The 21,300-nt window shown below is 62.6% G+C and carries 1 protein-coding gene; it reads right to left on the bottom strand.

The window, feature by feature from the left end:
* Window positions 1–6 precede the first annotated feature (6 nt).
* The gene (locus tag ACQZAB_RS05770; protein WP_428387903.1) at window positions 7–21,165 is read right to left on the bottom strand and encodes a beta strand repeat-containing protein; all 21,159 of its coding nucleotides are present in this window, start codon (window positions 21,163–21,165) and stop codon (window positions 7–9) included.
* Between the last annotated feature and the right edge of the window lie 135 nt (window positions 21,166–21,300).

The following is a 21,300-nucleotide window of genomic DNA, read 5'->3' as shown; positions in this document are numbered from 1 at the left end:
GGTAAATCAGGCCAAAGCCCGGAGCACCATGTCCACCGTATCGATGTCACCCACGGGGAACTCTGATGGCTCAAGATCGGACGTGCCGAGGGAAAGCAAACCACCTGTGAAGTCCGTGAGTGTGAGATTAGGTCCAGCGGACATCAGATGTGCTGTCGTGCTGTTCGAGTTATCGAGGGTCGATGGATCGTTATCTGGGTCATCGAGTCGACCGGCTTGGGAATCAAAGCCCAAAAGCTGTCGCATGGAGTGATTGAAACCCAGAATGTGACCCAACTCGTGAGCCGTCACATTCCCAATCGCCCGGGCGTACTGTTCAGCACGGTCACTGGCACCCACAGCTGAAGCAAACCCAGCGAAGTTCTGAGTAAAGACCAGAGCCCTATCGTCTTTGGTCATGTTCAGACCATCGATACTCTCAGCAATGCCGAGGAGACCTGGGCCGCCAAAGAAAGCCTCACCGATGAATAGCTCGGTGTAATCACCAGAGAACCCAACGAGATCAGGATCAAAGGTCGTGAAAAACAGACCCGACGTCGCACTACCGAAGGTCGAGAGATTGGCACCGATGTTGGCGACGTTCAGCGTCGGCGTCACATTGCCGTCGTACTGCGTCGTCCCGGTCGGGATATTCTGATAGATGCTTAGAACCGCATCGACGGCCTGGTCAATGATGCTCTGCGTAAAGCCGGCCAGGCCGTCCTCAAGCTGCCGGGCATCGAACGCCGCGAAGCTCACGTCCTGACCGTCGAACGACTCAGCCACGCCACCATCGAAGTTGAGGTAAACCAGCTGCTTCGGCGAGTTGAAGCCGAGCTGGTTGCCGTTCTCGCCCAGCGTGTTGCTCGTGTACGCGATGTCCTGAACCGTCAGACCCGGCATCGCCGTCAGCAGACCCGTGTCCGTCGTACTCCGCGCCACGCTCAGGTTGTACTCGGACGCGCCGCTGAAGCCGGCCACCGCCACAAAGTACTCCCCGCTCTCGGTCAACTCCGCGCCGAATTGGACACTGCCCGCCGGCGTGAAGGTCCACTCGGTCACCAGCTCGTAGGTGTCATCCGCCTGCGAGTCAGTGCCCTGTGTGTCCCGGTAGAACAGTCCGACACTCGTAGATGGCGTAGAAAGCACATCCAGCTCAACCGACACAAACTCAAAGGCATTCGCATCGAAGCTGAAGATGTCGATGTCGTCCGCCGTCTCCAGCACACTGGTCACCGTCGACGCGGGCTGGTTGAGACCCACGCCCTGCGTGAACCCGCCAAAGGTCACGCCCGGACCAAAGTCGTTCGCCACATCGATCGTCTGCAGAGCCAGGATCGAGGAGCCACCGCCCTCGACGCCGTCGCTATCGCCATCGAAGATCGTGCCCGCGGCATCCTCGCCAACCTCAGCAATACCGTTGTTGTCCGCATCGCGTTGCAGCGAACGCAGACCCGAACGGTCAAGCACAATCTGATCCGACTGGCTGCCGGACAGCGAAACCTCGACCGTCCCGCTAAAGCCATCAAAGCCGACGATGTAAAGAACCGTCTGCAGGTTGCCACGCGTATCCTCGATCACATCGAGCGCGAGCTGCAGACCATCATCCGAGTCGAGAATCCGGTTGCCGTCCGCAGGATCGAAGACCACCACGCTGCCGCGGACATCGTCCACGTCCAGCAGGTCGCCGTCGTTGTTGGTGTCCTGCGACAGCACCAGGCTCGACGAAAGCACCTGCTCGCTGAACTGCACGAAGGCCGTTGTGTTGAGCAGACCCAACGGCGAGTCCGTCGGTGCGAAGAAGCCGCTGGATACCACCGTCGGAGCATTCATCCGATCGATGTACTCGCGGGTGATCAGCAGGTTCACGCCCGTGCCACGCAGGTCGCCGATCGTGCCCGCCGCCGCCACCACCGAGGCCTGCTGCGATCCGGCACCCGCGCCGAGCACCTGCCCGAAGCTGACCATGCCGATGCCACTCTCCAGCAGACCGCCGGCTTCGGCCGAATCGACCGGCGCCAGGTCATCAACCAGCAGGAGGAAGCGATCCTGCTGGCCGGTGTAGGCCTGCAGATCGGTCGGGATGCCCGGGCCGAACTGCTCGCTCGGCAGGACACCCGCCACGATCGCACTGTTGATGTAATCGCCGCGGATCATGACCCGATCAATCACACCGCCATAAATCTGGTCGTCAGCCGTGTTGTAGACGCCGTCGGCACCCAACCAGACCCCCGCGGAAATCAGGCTGCCCGAGACGTCACCGCTGACCGTCACCCGGCCAAGGTCGGTGCCCGCCAGGAACAGACCGCCATCCAGACCGCGGAAGCTCGCCGAGCGAACCTCGCCCTGTGTCGCGATCTGACCCGCATGGGTGCCATCGACACGCACCGTCGATGCGGCACCTTCGATGACCACGCTGCTGCCGTCGGCCGTATCACCGGTCCTGAAACTCGTGACATCCATGCCCACCAGGATCTCGGCATTAGCGCCCAAGCCGTCGAAACGAAGCGACCGGGCATCACCCACCGTCAGGCTGCCGTCGAAGACGCCACGGAAGTTCACACTCCGCAGCTCGTCGGCCAGGATCACCGAGCCGCTGGCCGCCGCACCGCTGACACGCATCGTCCCGAGTTCGCCGGTGATCACCTCACCAGCAAAGTCGCCGCCGATCGTGAGATTCTTGATCGCCTCGTCGGCCACGATCGAGCCGGACGTCATCGCGTTCCGCAGGTTCACCCGGCCGATCTCATCGCCGGCCGAGAGCACACCCGAGAAGTCGCCGCTGGTCTGCGTGAAGTTCCTGATCTCAGTGTTCGACTCGAACAGACCGCCAAAGTCACCATCCACGCGAACACTGCCAACCGTGTTCCCGGTCGACTGCACCCGGCCGCTGAAATCGCCGTCGATGGTCACCCGGCTGAACGAATCGGCCAGCAGCCGGTCCGTCCCGCTCGCACCCGCCGCCACGATCGGAACGATCTCGCCATTGGTCCCGGCCGCCTCGATGCCCAGCACCGTCGGGTCGGGGTTGTAGCCCAGCGACGTGAACGACGCCGCGTTGAGCGCCCCGTTCTGAAGCAGACCGCTCGCCAACGCAGCATCCAGCGCCCCGTCGCCATTGCTGTCGACAAGCTCGATGCTCACCAGCCGGCCACGCGTCGCATCCAGACCCACCAGCAGGTTGGAGGTCTCATCAAAATCAATCGCCGTGATCGTCAGCAACTGGTTCGTGATCGCATCGCGGACACGACCCAGGTCAGCAATCAAGCCGCCATATTCATCGTCAAGCGGATCGGCATTGACCTGCACCAACCGGCCCTCACCCGTGACGATGAAGGCATCGGTCTCAGCCGTTGCACCGATCGAATCGAAGGCCAACGCCCGCGCTCCGCCATCGACCGAGGCCGCACGCGTAAACTCGCCATTGGTCGGATCCACCGTGCCGAAGATCGGCCCGAAGCCGCCCGACACGAGCAGGTTGGCGTTCTCGTTGACCAGGTTGTTGTCGCCATCAACCAGGTCGAAGGCGTAGAACAGCGTCCCGTGGCGACCGCCAGAGGCATCCACAAAGAAGCCCTCGATGTCGCCATCCGGATCCGGACCGATGTTCTCATCCACCACCACGGCCTCAGCGACCGTTGTGACATCCGTGTCCAGCAGCAGCACCTGCTTGGTCTCAAAGTCAAAGGCGAACAGCTGATCGCTCGCATCAAAACCGATGCCCGCGATGTCCGTGTCCGTGTTCGCACCGCTCGGATCCACCTTGATCAGCGAGTCGCCAAGACCCGCATCCCGCACGCTCCGGTCCGAAGGATCGATCGTCACCAGACGATCCGTGTCCGCCAGGTTGTCCGACAGCACCGCGAAGATCTCGCCCTGCGAGTTCACCGCAATCCCCGCCACATCCACCGGACCGGCACCCAGCGTGAACGTGTTGCCCGGAGCCGCCACCGAACCGTCCACGACCTGCAGCGCACTCGTGATCCGCTCGTTCAGACCGGCCACCGTCTGCGTGGGCGACTCAATCGTCGCCGTCAGACCCGCCACACCATCAATCGCCAGACGCACGTCGCCCAGCGTCGTCGCCGCCGTCAGGTCAATCACACCCGAGGCACCCGAACGCAGCGTGTAGCTCATCAGGCGGTTGAAGTCCGACGTGATGCCAAGGTCCGTCAACAACGACGCATCCGTCGCCGCCAGCCGAATGTCACGACCCTGAAGAATCTGATTCGCCACGCCGTCGCGGTCAGAACCCGTGCCCTCGGTGAACGCCACGCCCAGAAGCGTCGCCACATCCGAAGCACCCGCGTCCGCCAGCGTCAGCGGGGACGGCGCTGCCAGATCGTCCTCAAGAGAGAAGTCCTGAATAATGATGCCCCGGCCATCACTGCTCAGCGACGCACCGATGACCGTCTGCCCGGCATCGTCATTCACAAACTCAGTGATGAACGACAAAGCCTCATTCAGCGTCCGGATGCCGTCGTTGTTCACATCAAGCAACGCATCGTTCAGATCGACGTTGAAGATGCCCGTGCCACCCGAACCCAGCGTCGAATCCGCGATCGTGATCGTCAGGTCCGCACCACCGCCAAGCGTCACGCCCAGATCAGCCTCGATGTCTTCCAGACCCGTCAGCGACTGACGCAGGTCCCGACCCAGAATCGTGCCGATCGTCGCACTGCCGTCACGCAGCGCGTTGTTGTCCGTCGTCGCCAGACCCAGCTGGTTCGCCAGGATCCCGCCGACATTCTGAAGCGGCAAACCAATCGGATCGATCGCACCCGTCACATCCACATCCAGACGACGCAGCGTCACACGCCCGTCGCCATCGGTGTCCGACAGGTCCATGACACCAATCGCCTGACCCTGCAGTTCGTTGAACAGCGAGCCCACACCATCGGCATCGCTGACCACCGTCAGCAGCTGACCGTCAGGCGTAAAGGCCAACGCCTCCACGTGACCCTCATAGAGCGTCCCGTTGTTGTTCTCGATCAGGCCCAGCGTCACCGCCTGGCCCGTCGTGGCATTCACACGCACCAGCGTGTCACTACCACCGTTGACACGAACCACCGCGTAGATCTCACCCTGACTGTTGGCCGCCATCGCAGCCACATCCAGCGACTGCGGCAACCCGCCACTACCAGCACCCGTCGTCGTGAACAGGCTGCCGATGATCTCAGACGGGTTCGTGTCCAGCCCCTCCATCAGGGCATAGAGCGTGCCGCCATCGTTATCCAGCCCCACCACCTGGCTGCGGATCGCCGACAGCAGAACATCCGCCGACGAAGCACCCGGGATCGCATCACCAACGATCACGCCGTTGAACGAGCCGTCATTGTCATCCACGCCGCCATCGATCACCGACACGCCCTCGGTCAAACCGAGATCGGCCATCGCGTTGGAAACCAGCAGCCCACCGGTGGCAGACGTCCTCCGCACCTCAAAGGCGCCGAAGCCGGTCGTGTTATCCGTTAGCACCAGACGACCCGAAGCATCGATCGAAGCCGTCACCAGACCCGACGCCACCACCGTACGCACGCCATTGATGTCGGTGCTGTAACGCACGGCCTGGCTGTTGATCTGATCCACCAGATCAGACAGCGTCGCGTCGCCTCGCAGATCGGTCAGGCTGATGTTCAACGCCGGACCACCGTCACGCAGCTGGATCCGCAGATCCACGCCCGCATCGATCTGAGCACCCACGTCCGGGAAGCTCAGCGGATCGGTCAGATCGAGCTTGGACACCAGCTCCCGACCCAGGATCGCATCGGCCGTGTCCGCAATCGCGAACGTCGAACCACCGGCCGAACCATCAACCAGCTGGAGCTCGCCGTTAACAGTCACCGTCAGCGTGATACCGCTGCCACCCAGCGCCGTCGCCAGAGCCTCAACCGTTAGCGCCCCAGAGATATCGATCGAAGGCGTCGTGCCGTCCCGCAGCGTCACATCCAGGTTGGCACCCGCAGGATCAATGCCCACCGAAGCCAGCGTCAACGCCGATGCCAGAATGTCATCGCCGCCGATCACACCGTCAGCCACCGCCGGCGTGTCATCCGCACTGCCGTCCACCACCGCAATACCAAGGTCAGCCGCGATCGTGCTGCCGGCCGTATCGGCGATCGAGAACGTCGTCCCGCCAGCCGTGCCATCCGTGATGACCAGGCGACCATCATTCGAGACCGTCACCGTCAGGTTGCTGCCCGAACCGGCATCAAGAAGCGTCGCCACGTCAGCGATCGACGTCGCCGAGGACAGATCGATCGTCGCCGTCGAACCGTCCTGGAAGGTCACGAGCACCTCACCACCCGACGGATCGATGCCCAGCGACGACAGCGTGAAGCCGCCACCAAACACCGCCGGGCCGAGGATCACACCGTCACCAGCCGCCGACCCATCACCGGGGTCGCCATCCGCGATCGCCAGACCCAGGTCGTCAGCCACCTCGACCAGAGCACCCGTCGTCCCGCCCGCCACAAGAATGCCCAGATCGCTCGCCGGCGAACCGCTGAGGTTGGCCACCGTGAACGCCTCGGCACCCGCTGTCTCATCAGTCAGCAGCAAACGATCGCTACCGGAGATCACCACCGACACATCATCATTCGTCTGCGACTCGATCGCCGTAATCACATCGCCAACCGTCACCGCGTCCGAAAGATCCACGATGTAACGGCTGCCGTCGGCCAGCCCAATCGCTATCTCCTCGGCACCGCTGCCAGCAACACCCACCTCAGACAACCGCGAACTCGACAGGAACACCGACGTGCCCTGAATCACATCGTCGCTGCCGCCATCGGTGTCACCAAAGCCACCGTCGCTGGCCTCGATGCCGAGCTGCTCAAGCACATTGCCGGTATCCGTCGTCGCCGTGAAGACACGATACGACTCAACACCCGCGTTCAACGCATCCGTGAAGACCAGACGCCCTTCGGCACCCAGCGACACAACCGTCTCGCTCGACGTATCGGTGTCCACCTCATCAATCAGGTCCTGCAGCGTCACCGGAGCCACGCCGAAGGTCACCACCAGATCGTCACCGTCCGTCTGCGTGATCGTGAATGAATCGCCGGCCTCGATCGAGATACCAAAGTCGGCCAGGTTCACCTGATCCGCATCGATCTCAAACAGGCTGTCACCGAGAATCACATTCGCCGCGAGCGAGTTGTCAGACGTCAGACCCAGGTCGGCCACCGGCGTACCGGCCCCGTCAACCAGCCCGAACGCGTTCGGGCCCGTGGTCCGATCCGTCAGCACAACCCGGCCATCCGCCGTGATACGGGCAACCACCGCGTTACCGCCGTCCGCCGCACGCACCGCCGAGTCACTCGCCGCCGTGTTGATCGCGTCGATCACCTCGCCAAACGTGTTGGCATCCGTAAAGGCCACGCTGATCGTGCCGCCGGACCGCACGTTGATATCAAACCCATGCGCACCGCTCAGGCTCGTCAGCACGTCAGCAGGAAGCGCCCCGCCAATCAGCAGCTGCCCGCCCAGGATGTCGCCATCCGCGGGACTGTCGGCCGTCCTGGCGATACCCAGGTCACGCGCGATCGTGCTCGCACCGTTGTCGCTGATGCTGAACGTCCCGCCACCACCCGAGCTGCTATCGGTCATCAGCAGACGACCATCAGCCGTGATCGTGAAGCTCACCCGGTTCGACGTCGCCGCCGCCAGAGCATCACGCACCTCGACCAGCGTCGTTGCACCGGACAGATCGATGTTGGTCAGCGTCGTGCCATCACGGAAATCGATGTCCACCGCCCCGCCCGCCGGGTCGATGCCCAGCGTCGAGAGCCGCGTTGACGATTCGAGCATCGTCTGCCCGACGATCACACCGTCGATCCGACCATCCGTGTCGTTCGCGATACCGTCGGTCGCGTTGATGCCCATCTGCACGGCCAGGATGCCGACGTTGTCAGACACCGTGAACGCGTTCGCGCCCGTGCTGTTGTCGATCAGCGCCAACCGTCCGCCGCCCGCGAGCTGAGCCGACACCAGATTGTTCGTCTGGCTGTTAATCGCCACGATCACTTCTTCAACCGTGGTCGCATCCGCCAGATCAACCACCTGCTGGTTGCCGTTACGCAGATTCAGCGTGATCGATACCTGGTCCGCCGTGCCGATACCCAGATCGGCCAGCCGTGTGCCCGAAGTCACCACCTCTGTGATCGGAAGCGTTGTGATCAGGCCATCCGCCGCGCCAGGACCGCCAGGCGGCAGCAGCCCCAGAGCCACGCCCGCATCGCCCGCCGTCTCCGTGACAGCAAACGGGTTGCCGCCACCCAAGTTGTCGAGCAGCACCAGACGGCCATCCACATCGAAGCCAGCCGTGATCCCGCCCACACCCGCCGTCTCAAAGGCGTTGATGACACCCTTGAGCGTGGTCACGCCGGTCAGCGTCACGCCCACCGTGCTGCCATCCGTCAGATCGACGTCAAGCGTCTGATCACCGGTAAACAGCAGACCCGTGTCCACCAGCGAAGCGTTCTTGCCGAGCAGCGGGCTGCCCGAAATCGCGTCGTCGGCCGCAGCGTCCGCATCCGTCGGCCCGCCATCAAAGCCAGCCAGACCCAGATCCGTCAGCAGCGTGCCCACCAGATCGCTGGCCCGCAGCACGCCCGCGCCGCCGCCGTTATCGACCAGCCGCAGGAACCGCTCGCCATCCGCACCCGTCTGCACCTCAAGGGCCAGACCATTCGCGCCGGCCGTGTTGGCGATCACGTCCTGAAGATCACCGATCGTGTTCACCGTGAAGTTCGTCAGGTTGATCTGCAAACCGGTCTGACCATCGCCCAGATCGAACGACAGGATCTCATTGCCCGACAGATTCACGTCCAACGCGGCCAGCGTCGTCGCCGTGCTGATCACACCCGTGCCCGTAATCCGACCGGCTATCGCGTCGTTGTCCGCACCACCGCCATCGACCGCCTCGATACCCAACGCCGTGGCCAGGCCGCCCACCGCATCGGCCACCGCAAAGGTACCGGCACCGGTCGTCTGATCGATCAGCACCAGACGCGAACCGCTCGACAGCAACACCTTCACACGCTGATCGGTCTGATCTTCGATGGCCCGAGCCACACCCTCGACAGTGGTCTGACCCGTCAGGTCAACCAGCAGGCCGCTGCTGCCATCCTGCAGGTCGATCACCACACGCTGCGTGCCACTGAAAGTCTGTCCCAGCAACGCCGACAGGCTGGTCGAAAGACCACCCGGCACCAGCTCGCGACCCAGAATCGTATCGCCGTCCGCAGCGCCCTCGCCCACACCGCCATCCGTCACATCCAGACCCAGCACCGTCGCTAGATCAGACGTCGGGTCATCGACCCGGATCCGGAACGGATTCGCGTTGTTCGTGCTCAGGTCCTCAAACACCAGAGCATTGCCGTCGGCATTCAGTGACGCACGAACCAGCTGGCCGCTATCGCCGATCGACGTATCGATCTGAACCTGACCGCTCGCATCACGCACCGGGTTGCCGGAGCCATCCAGCACCAGCCGGAACGACTGCTCGTTGAACGCATCGATCAGGTCCTGCACGTCGTAGACGCCCGACAGGTTGATCGTGATATCGGGATCGCCGTCACGCAGCGACACCGTCACGGTCTCACCCGGATCAATGTCGATGCCCGCGCCAAGCGTGTCCGTCACATCAACACGCACCGACGTCGTCCCGCCAGTCGTCGTCTGCAGCAGACCCGTCGTGCCGTCGAAGGTGTAAAGCACGCCGCCCGGCGAGAAGTTCAGCGCCGTCACGTTGCCCGAAGGCGCCACCTCGGACGTCCCGAAGATCGGCGAGTCAGAACTGGCATCCAGATCGAACCGCCGGACCTCCCCGCCAATCGTCAGGTTGCCGCTGCCCAGACTGCCGAAAGCCAGCGTCGAGACATCGCCGCCGATCTGCCCGTTCAGCGTGCCCGCCATCACGCCCGCATAACCGCCAAGCTCAAGCGTGCGCAGGCCGCTGTCGAACCAGACATCCACGCCCGCAGCCGCGTCATCACCAACCACCTCGCCCTCGAACTCGAAGCTGTTCAGGCTCACATCATCGTCGCTGAGAATACGCTCGATGTCCCAGATCGCCGCGTCCGAGGTGCCATCCACCACCGTCACCGATGCGTTCGACGCGCCACCGGTGATGACCAGCGCATCGATCACATCATCGGCCGCGCTGTCGTCGTAAACCTCTACCGTCGCGCCGTTGCTCGCACGCACGATCACCGTCCCGCTCGCACCCGTCACCACCACAGGCGAACCGCTGGTCGCCGTACCAATCAGCGTCCCCGGAAGCGCCGCGATCGGGCTGCCTGCCTCGCCATCGATACCCGCCACCGTGAAGGTGAACAGCGACTGCTGGCCACCCGGCAGGTTCGTATTGCCGATCGACGTATCCGCCAGCGCCAGGCTCGCCCCGTCGAAGCTGCCCACACGCAGCGAGCCGAGCTCGCTCTGCCCGCCCGTGGTCGACGTGTGCACGTTGCTGTCATTCGCAGCAGGAGCACCCGCCAGCACAGGCGTCGTCGCGTCGAACGCGCCATCATCACCCGGGTCCACACCCGCCGTGACAGAACTGTTGGTGATCGCCCCGCCAATCGTCGCCGAACGGAAATCGCCATGCGTCAACACACGATCGCCGCCCGCACCGCGAGCCGCGTTCTGCTCCGCCGCCGAGTTCAGAGGCGTCGCATCATCCGAAGCCGACCGAACACTCTCAACACCAAACACGATGCCCGAAGAGGCCGAGCTGTCCGTGAACGCACCCGAGACACGCAGCGTCCCGAACTCACCACCAGCCGCCAGCACCGAAGAGCTCACGTTCGCCGCCGAGAAACTCGACAACTCGCCACGCGACGCATCCGTGCCCGAAGCCGGATCAAAGAGAACAATCGACTGCGCTGGAATCAAAGAGCCCAGCTCAATCGCCACACGGTCAATATCAACCGAAGGCAGGATGCCGGACTGGACCAACGCATTATCGACATCGCCCCGCACAACGATCGTCCCGATGTCCTGGCCCGCCGTGACCACGCCAGCGTCAATCGCATCAGCCGTCAGACGACCCAGCTCACCCGAAGCAAACAGATTGCCGTTAAGCACACCGCCGAACGTCGCCCGGCTCACATCGCCATCCACGAACACCAGCGCCTCGGTCAGACGAGCCCCGAGAATCACGTTGTTATCCGCACCGTCAAGGTCGCCTGCACCGCCATCCGCGGCCACCAGACCCAGGCGCGTCGCCATCGACGAGCCCACCGCGTTCTGCACCGAGAACGTCGTGCCACCCGCCGTCAGGTCGGTCAGCTCGATCGCCGTACCCGTCGCATCCAGCGCCGCCGACAGCTGAGCACTCGCGCTATCAAGCAGGTTGATGACCTCGTCAAGCGTCGTCGCACCGGCCAGCGAGATGTCCAGCGCAGCGCCGTTGCTAAGCGTCACACGCACGTCCGTTGCCGTCGCCACCTGAGCCCCAAGGCTCGTAAGCGTCGTGCTCTCAACCAGACCGAAACCAATCGTCCCGCCATCAATCACGCCGTTCGCGCTGTTGTCACGGTCGCCCGCACCACCATCCGCCGTACGGATCCCCAGCGACAACGCCACCTCGCCGCTGCCAACATCACTGACCGAGAACGTCGCACCGTTGTTCGGCGAAGCGTCCGTCAGGACCAGCCCCTCCTGGTCCGAATCAATAGCAACACTCACAAACGGAACCGTCGTCTCGATCCGCTCGATCAACTGCGCCAGCGTGTTCACGCCCGCCAGATTCACCTGCACCGCAGGCGAACCGTCACGCAGCTGAATCTCGATCGTCGATCCGACCGAAGGCTCAATCCCAAGATCCGTCAAAGGCGTGCTAAGCGGAAGCGAAACATCCGACGTGAAATCGCCACGCACCGATACGCTCGCATCACCGCCGATAAACACCTGACCGGTCAGGTCACGACCGACGTCCAGCGAGAACCGGCCGCCGCCATCCTCGACCAGCACCACACCACTCAGATCATCACCGACACGCAGCGAACTCGCACGCTCAAACGCAACCCGCGAGCCGGTCTGCACATCCCCGCCAACCGTCACCGAGCCGGCCTCTTCCATGTCAATCTCGGCGCCCGTCAGCACCGACCCGGCGATCGAGAAGCGACCCAGCTCACGCGCCGTCAAAAGACCACCAAAGTCAGACCCGCTGATCGTGAACGACCGGATCGCTCCAGCGTTCGCAATCGCATGACCGAGGTAATCACCATTCCGAACCACGATCGCAGCGATATCGCCTAGCGACGACGAAACCGTCACGTCCTCTAGCACGCTGCCGTTCGTCACCGTGAACCGGCCCACGCCCTCACCCGCCACAAACCGCACACGATCCGTCTCGGTGTCCGAGTTGCCGTCCGACTGGCCATCACCCACATCACCGCCAGTCACGGTCACGCTGCCAAGGGTTCCACCCACCGTCACACCAACATCGCCGATGCTCGTCCCGATGATCGTGCCACCCGAAGTCACCGAGTCGCCGCGAACCGTGAACCGCGACAGATCGCCGCTCACAAACACATCGCCGGTGAACCGACCCGACACATCAAATGTCCGCAGATCACCCAGAACCACCAGGTCCAGGGCCATGTTCGCACCATCCACCCGCTTGCCGGAAGTAAACGAGCCAAGGTCGCCGCGGATCAGCAGCTGATCCGGAACCGGGCTGATCGTCGTGCGCTCCTGACCCACCGCACCATCGATCACGATCCGGCCCACATCACCATTGATGTCCAGACCACCGTCAATCAGCGAGCCGTCCAGCAGGAACGTCCCTAGACCTCGGCCGCGGATATCAGGCGACAGCACCGAGATCGTGCCCGTCAGGTCGCCACCGATGTCGACCTTCCTGATGTCATTCCGCGACGTCACGTCCGCCTGCAGATCCCCACCCACAATCAGCGTCCCGATCTGACCCGAGTTGCCACGAGCCTCGATCGACGACACCAGCACCGGCGACACGTTCGGCAGCGACAGCACGTTGTTCTCAAACCGAAGCGTACGGATCTCACCCGACACACTCAGGTTCAGACCCACCACGTCCGCGCCAGGCGTAAACCGACCCAGCTCACCCGCCGTCACCGACAACCCCGCAATCGATACGTCGCTCAGCGTCGTCCCGAGGTCCAGACCCGCCGCCCGCGATACGTCATGCACCGACGTCAGCTTCGCCGCATTGCTCGTGATGTCCAGGCTGTTCAGCCGACCCGCCACGTTGATGTAGCTGTAAGAAGCCAGAATCCCCTCAAACTCATCAAGCACAATCACAGGCAGGAACGGGAAGAAATCGCTGCCGTCCAGCGTCGAAAGAACCTGCCACGCACGGATCTCACCCGTCACGTCCGCACCCGTCTGGATGATCGACGAGTCAATCACACCCGCCGTATCCAGATCCGTCACGCCTGGCGTCAACGGACTCGTGCCCAGATAACGGTGCAGATCGTTGTAACGATCCACCAGATCACCACTGAACGGGTTGAACTGCAGACCCGTCGCCGAGTCGGCCACCACGACCTCGCTCTCACGCACGATCGTGCTGAATTCCGTCACAGCCAGCTGCTCACCCCGACCCGTCGCGATCACGTTCCGGATGTCACCGGTCGCCGACACCAGCGTCCCGCGCAACCCATAACCATCCACCTCCACCCGCTCGATCGAACCTTCAATCCCCGGCGAAGCAATGATGCTGTTGAAAATACCGAAGCCGTTGTTCACATCGATCCGACCCATCAGGCCGGAGCCAATGTAAGAACCGATGATTCCACCCGTGCCGTTGATCGTCAGACGATTCAGCCCGGGCTGCAACCGCTCACCAAGCGAAACCGAGCTGAGATCCCTGTCAAGAAACACCGACTCCCCGTCCGCGAAACCAATGTTAATCGAGCGGGTGTTGTCGATGAACTCGAGCGTGGTAAACGGCGATGGCACGCCCGCCAGAATGTCCGCCCCCGAGATCACACTGTCACCCGTCAGGGTGATGCTACCAATCGCAATGGTCGCGTAGATGTCGCCGTAGATCGCTGCATCGCGGCCAACGATCTCACCGATCGCGCCGCTACCGATAATGATGGTGCCACCATCAACACGCGGCAAGGCAAACAGGCCCGCCCTGGCGAAGTCACCGCTGCCCGAGTCAAGAATGCCCTCGCCCACATCGATCCGGAAGATGTTCCCGTTGAAAATCTCACTTTGCTGATCGTCAGCAACAATGAACGCGCCCTGTAGACCCTCAAACACATCGGGATTGTCCACCCGTCCCGCATTCGCCGTCACACTGTTAACGATGCCCGTGACAAAGAAGTTGCCCAGCGCCTGCTCTGACCGAACGGTCACGATCGAACCACTCACCACACCATTACGCGGGTCGTTGACAACCTGGAAAACCTCAGGGCTGACCAGCTCATCACCCAGCACAAAGCCCTCAACCGCCGCCGCCGAACCCTGACTGGTGCCAAATCCGATGTTCCCACGGCTGCTCAACAAACCAATCGACGTCGCCTCAATGTTGACTATCTCGCCGCCGGTGTTGTTGCTGATGGTCGTGAACCGGCCACGCTCACCCTCGCTGCCGTTCTGATCGTCATCAAAGCCGATATAGAACACGTCCACCGGGTTGTTGATGCCACCACCAATCGTCACCAGCAGGTCACGCAAGTCATCCGAAGACACAGCGCCGCTGACCGGATCGCCCGTCGACTCCACCAGCACCGCGTTCCCGCCACCCTCTTCATTATTGAAGAGCACAGGACGGCCAAGCCCGTTTGCGATGATCGAACCGACCTCCGCCGAAGCCCCCGTCCCGCCACTGTTACCGGTGATCGAAATCCCGCCCGTGCTCTTCACATCCACCAGCACCGCACCACCCGACCGAATACCAAAAGTGCGATACGTCAGAAACGCCTCGTTCTCTTCGTCATCGATCGGGAGGTCTTCATCCGTGTCAACAGGCGTCACACGGATCTCCGAACCACTGTCGTCCACAATGGTCACGGCCTGGCCATCAACCAGCCGGAACTCGCCAAACTGACCCGGTGCGTAGAAGGCGTCCTGGAAAATCTCGCCACCCACACGCATGTAGCGGACGTTCCCGCCAAAACCCGTATCGATCTGCGGGCCACCCGAATCAATGTTGCCGAGGTTGCCGGCCACATCAATCAGATCAATGACACCATCGCCGTCGCGCGAATCGTCAGCATTCACACGAATCGCGGTCGGGAAACGATCCGGTTCCTCGCCATCGGCACCAGCACCATTGATCGCATCGGCTCGCAGAACACCAAGCCCCCCGTTGGCAACGAGCCGTCCCGTGAACAGACCAGCCGCATCAACAACCTGAATATCGCCGCCCACGAACGAGTCCACGATCTGCAAGTGACCGCCCGGAAGCAGAGATCGAACCAGCCCCAGATCACCACCAGCAAAAATCGAAATCCCCGCCCCATCGATCAGCGTGCCGACACGACGCCCGATGTCATCCGCCGAGTCAATCGACCTCAGGTTGCCCGCCGCCGAGAAGTACGACGCCGCAGTCTGATTCGTGTCCGAACGAATGGCACCAATGTCCCCCCGAAGCGTCTGGATCGTTGGCGGAGCCGCGCCGACCACCGAACCACCCTGCTGACCCACGACGTTCCCAGCTACAACACCACCCAAGCCAAGATCACCCACACCGAAGACCAGCAACTCATACTCGGCATCAACGAGATCGCCATCATCTGTGAACAAAGCTTCCGGGTTGTCTGTCGGATCGGCCACCGCAATCCGGTACTCGCCTGCCGTCGTCGGCGTGTACTGGAAGAGCTGATCAAACTTCCTGACCAACTCAATCTCGTTGTAATTCGTGGCCACCAGGCGGTTGTCGGGGTCAAACACGCCCACCGCCAGCCCGCCAGTCAGCTGGATCGAAATCGTCTGGCCCGCGAGCAGCCCAAGGCTGTAGTAGTCAACAAAGTCGTTGTTATCCGTACTCGAAAGCAACTGCCCCAGAACCTGAATCGAATCCGATCCATCGACCCCGCCAAAACGCAGGCCACCCAACGGCTCCGCTGCTTCAAAGGAATCATTCGAGAAACGGCCATCACCGGCAAAGAACGTCGCGTTAGGCGTCAACGCCCCGCCCAGCGTCCAGGCATTGGTCACCGGGTTGGTCGAGGTGTCCTGGTTGCCCTCGATCTCAGAGAACGGCAGATCGCTCGCGTTCAGACCGTTATCAAAGCTCACAGGATTTACGACATCCAGCGTCCCGTAGAAGCCCGCGTCAGGCAGACCCACCACCACACGACCCAGCTTCCCGCCCACCGTGATCTCGGTGCCCGGATTAAACACCGGCAACAGGTTGAATTGCGACTCAAGCGCGATCGAACCACCCACCGAAGCCGACGTCACCAGCTCACGGATGTCACCCGCCACGTTGAAGTTGTCCGTGAACAGGTTCGCACCCGCCTGGCTCGGCAGCCCCCCGCCATCACCCGTCACCAGCCAGCCGATGTAAAGCGACTCCACCGACCCCGAAATGTCCACCACCCCGGTCACCGTCCCGCCCACCCAGAAATCACGCAGGCTCTGACCCTGCTCATCACCATTCTCATCGCCCAGCAGACGAATCAGCGCCGCCGATTCGTTCGACGTCGCCTCATTACCGTCGCTCAGCCGCTGGATCGAGACCGCGTTGTCCAGCCCCAGGTACTCACCCGTCTGAGGATTGAAGGTGATCGCACCGATGCTCGGGGCCAGGCTTCCGTCCGAGGTCTGCACCCGCGTGCCCACCTGAATCTGCGTGAAGTTCGCCCCACCCTGAATCACACCGGTCGTCGCGCTGCCATCGTTGAGATCACCGTCCGTGATCGCAAAGTTCAGCGCCCCCGCCAGACCGCCAATGTCATCACGGATGGCAAACGTCCCGCCGCCCGCCGTGTTGTCGATCAGTGTCAGCGAACTCGTCGGACCCACCGACGCCGTCACGTCCCCGCCCGTCACAAAGTTGATCTGGTCAACCACGCCCTGAAGCGTCGTCACACCCGTCAGATCAACAATCAGATCGGTCGTGCCGTCCTGCAGATCGATCGCGATCCGCTGCACGCCCGTCACCGTCACACCCAACGCCGTCAGGTCATCGCTCCGAAAGTTGCTGACATCCACGTCCAGCATCCGACCGTTCAACGTCTCGTGCAGCCGCAGAACGCCGTCGCCACCAAAGTCCATCGAGCCGATCGCGTTCTGCAGGGTGATGCCACCGAACAGCGTCGGCATCTGGCCCGCACGAATCACCTCGCCCGACGACAGATCAAACTCGACCAGCGTCACCCCCACCGACGAACCGTTGTCGATCACAAAACCGCTGCCCGTCGACGCATCGATCGCAAAGGCCTGCACCCCCGCAACATTCGAGCCGCCGCTGAACAAAGCACTCAGAGGCGACGCCGAGGTAAACGTCTGACCCGCCACGTCAACCGGGATCGTCGTCACAATCCCGCCCACGTCCGTCGTGACATCGTCACCCGCGCCGTTGTCCGTGACCGTCCCGCCCGTCACGCCGAACAGCACGTTCACAAAGTCCGAACCAGCCAGGTCATCGATCGTGAACGCCGTGCCCGCCGCCGTATCGTCGGTCAGAGCCACCTCGTTGCCTGCAGACAGATCCAGCGTGAAGTTCGCCGTGATGGCACCCAGCGTCGCCAGATCATTCAGCGTCCCCGCCTCGTTCACAGTGATGTCACGCGCCACCCCATCCTGACCCGTGATCTGCAGGTCCGCGCCCGTGTTGAACGTGACCGGCACCAGATTCCCACCCTGATTCACCAGCAGCGCAGCCACAGGCGTGTCATCACTCACCTGCAGGTTGCCGTTCACGCTGTCGATCGCCGCCCCATCGATCCGCGCCACCGTCCCGGTCGACTCAGTCGCCGTCGTCGTCGTCAGACCCAGAACACTCGCCGCCACATTCGCGTCCGCCACACCACCCGCATTGGTGCCCAGCGTCACGCTGAACTCGCTCGTCCCGTCAAACGTGCTCGTGTCCGCGATCACCAGCCGACCCTGAGCATCAATCGTGATGTCCGTCTCAGCGCCAAGCGTCGTCGAAGACGCCGTGTCGGCCAGACCATTCAACGCCGTGATCAGATCGTCAACCGTGCTCGCATCCGTCAACGCCGCGAAAGCAGCCCCGTCCAGATCCACCTCGAACGAACTGCCGTCACGCGTGCTGATGGTGAAGTCCACCGTCCCCGCACCATTCGTCAACGCCGCGTTCACACCCGTCGCCGTGAACAAAGCCTCGCCGCTGCCATTGTCGAGATCACCCAGCGGCGTCCCCAAAACCATCCGCACCGCCAGGTCACCGAAATCAACACCCGACGAAATCTGGCCATCGGGCAACTCGCCCTGACTACCAAGGTCACGCCCGTCCTCGCCCCTCAGAGGCGTCAGGTTCGGGTCCACCAGTCCCAAGGCCAGCCCCAGCGTCGACGTCCCCGTGTCCGTCACCGTCAGCGGCGTGCTCCGATCAATGAACTCAAGCCGCGAGAAATCCAGGTTGCTCAGCTGCCCGAGATTCGCGTTCCCGCCCCGAACCTCAAGGAAGCCGGACGCATTCTCCGCGTCGTTATTGAACAGATCCAACAGCGACTGCACGCTGCCCGACACCAGATCGATGCTGTCCAGATCCACGCTGATCGTGTCACCGTTCCGCAACGTGATAGTGACATCGTCCGCCGCCGTCTGCGCCGTCGAAGGCGGCGTGCTTGCCTCACGCGTGATCGTCGAGCTGCCCGTGAACACACCCGTGAACACACCATTGGCGTCCACGTTGAACGTGCCCAGCACCGCCGAACCACCACCCGTCGATGACGTGTCGTAGATCGCGTAAAGCTCATCCACCCCGTCGCCATCACGGTCCCCGAAGTCCAGACCCTGAATCCCACGCAGCGTCTGACCCGACGCCGCATCCACCACATTCACCGGACCCTGCACCACCGTATTGGTCTGCAAGTCGATGATCGCCAGCTGATCCCCCACCGCGTTGGCGTTCTGGTCCAAACCATCCACGTCCACCACCGCCAGGAAACGACCATCGCTGCTGATCGACGCCTCGCCGATGATGTCCAGGTTGTTACCGATCAGAGAGCCCACCAGGCTCCCATCAATAAACTCCCACAGACTCTCGGTGATCTGCGCACCCGGAATCAGCACGTGATCCGCCGCCGTCAGCGAACCATCACCATCGATGTCATAACGCGGCCCGCCATAAAACTCAGGCAGCAGCGTAAAGTCCGGAACCTCCCCATCGAACGGATTCGGCAGCAGCCCAGGCGTCGCCAGAATGTTGACCGGATCGTCGTCCTCAGGCAGCAGCAACGTCCCCACAAACACCCCGCCCGCACCCTGCTGATCGATCGTCTCCACGCCCGGCTCGTTCGCAACAATCTCCCAGCTGTAACCGCCATCGCCGCTGTACGGATTCACCGTCCGATCGTCGGTGGTGTCGATGATGTTGTCTTCACGAACCGCGAAACGGATCCGCCCCTCCTCCGCATCGCCCTTCGCGATGTAGATCATGAACAGCTGCGCACCCGTGCTCGCATCCGTCGTCGGACGGAACCGCTGATCCAGAATGATCAGGTTGTCCGTCTCCGTGTCCGTCGCGAAGAACACACCAGGATCGCCCGTGAACGGGTTGATGGTCGTCGGATCGAACGACATGCCCCCAATGCTCTCACCCGATGGCTCATCCGGGTCGCCATCCGTCGTCACACCCATCAGCCGGAACGTGTCAGCGGGCGCAGCCTCACCAGGCGCAGCCTCGGCTGCCAGAATATCTAATTCATAAAGCAGCCCCGCATCCCCATCCACCAGATAAATAAACTGCTCTGCCGCCAACGCATCGTCGCGGAAGAACTCGATGCCCGTGATCGACGACAGGAACTCAGGATCACCATCCCCCACCGACGCAGGGTCCACCAGACGCGCAAGAATAGGCGGCACCGTCGCCGTACCCGCAGGGTCCACCAGCCCGACGCCCCCTGTCGCAGGATCAACAAACAGCTCCGTGAGATAACCACCCGCATCCCCATCATCATCCGTCACCCACATCACCAGCCGCGCGCCGTCGGCCGTCCGGTCAAACGCCAGCGACGACACAAACGTCCCGCCAACGCCGTCAATCAAACTCGGCGGGTCCGAGCCCCCAGGCAGCTCCAGATTCAACACGCTCTCAACCGCGTTCGCCGCATCCGCCTGGAAGTTGATAGCAAACAGATGGTCCCGCTCCACCTCGTCAGCGTCCGTCGCCTCCGTCACGAAGTACAGCTTGCCGTCCAGCGGGTTGAAGTCCGCCGCACGAACCACCACCTCGCCAAACTCCTCCGGTGCAATCCCGTATTCCGCGCTGATCGCCCCATCAATCCGAGCCACCACCTGGTGGTTCGCTGCTCCCTGCGCGGTATCAATCTGCACCAGGAACACCGCGTTCTCGGTGGTCGGATCGGCGTCCGGAGTGAGGGGAGGAACCTCAACCTCACCGCTGATAAACGCAAACGTCGCGCCCCGCCCAGGCAGCGCACCCGTCGTCCCCGTCAACGCCGAAAGGATCGTGTTTGTCGCCGTCGCCGGCGTCTGCGCAAGCCCCACGTCAAGCGTCGCCAGCGCCTGCAGATCCGTCTCATCCGGGTCCGGCGACGCAAAGTTCGCCACGCCCGCATCGTTCCCGATAACCGCCGTCGAGTTCTGAACCGTCGAGCCAATACCACCGTTCAACGAACCATTGAGCACGCCAAAGTTGCCGCTGACGTCCGCCCCGTCGTCATTAAAAATGCTGATGTTCGACGAGTTACGCCCCGGAATCAGGTCGTTGCTCTCGATCACACCCGGCATGCTGCCAAGCTCGATCTGACCCGTCGCCGTGTTGTACTGAGCCGCGATCAGCTCGACGATGATGTCGCCATCAAGCTGAACCTCAACCGTGTTGTCGTTCGTGTCCTGATAGACAAACACATCCCCGCCCACCAGCGTCGTCAGCAACACCCGAGGCTCCAGAGCCTCCAGCTGCAGGCGCGCAGCAGCAGGCGCAGCCAGAGCGTCGTTGCCGCCCTTCGCCGCCAAAGACTTCTGCTTCCGTTTTTCCGACCGTCTCTTCAGCGCCGAACGACGTTTTTGACGTGAGAACACGGGCACACCTTTCAGTCTGCTACCAGGCCACGAATTGAACGATGCAGTTCAGAAATCCATCCGTCTCCAAAGACCGGCTGAGGCTCGACCCGCGAAGGCACGTTGAGCGCGGAGAAGGATGGCTCGGGCGGTAGT

Origin of the sequence: Mucisphaera sp., from assembly GCF_965279675.1 — a bacterium.
GTDB lineage: Bacteria > Planctomycetota > Phycisphaerae > Phycisphaerales > Phycisphaeraceae > Mucisphaera.
This window is presented reverse-complemented; position numbering and strand designations above follow the sequence as displayed.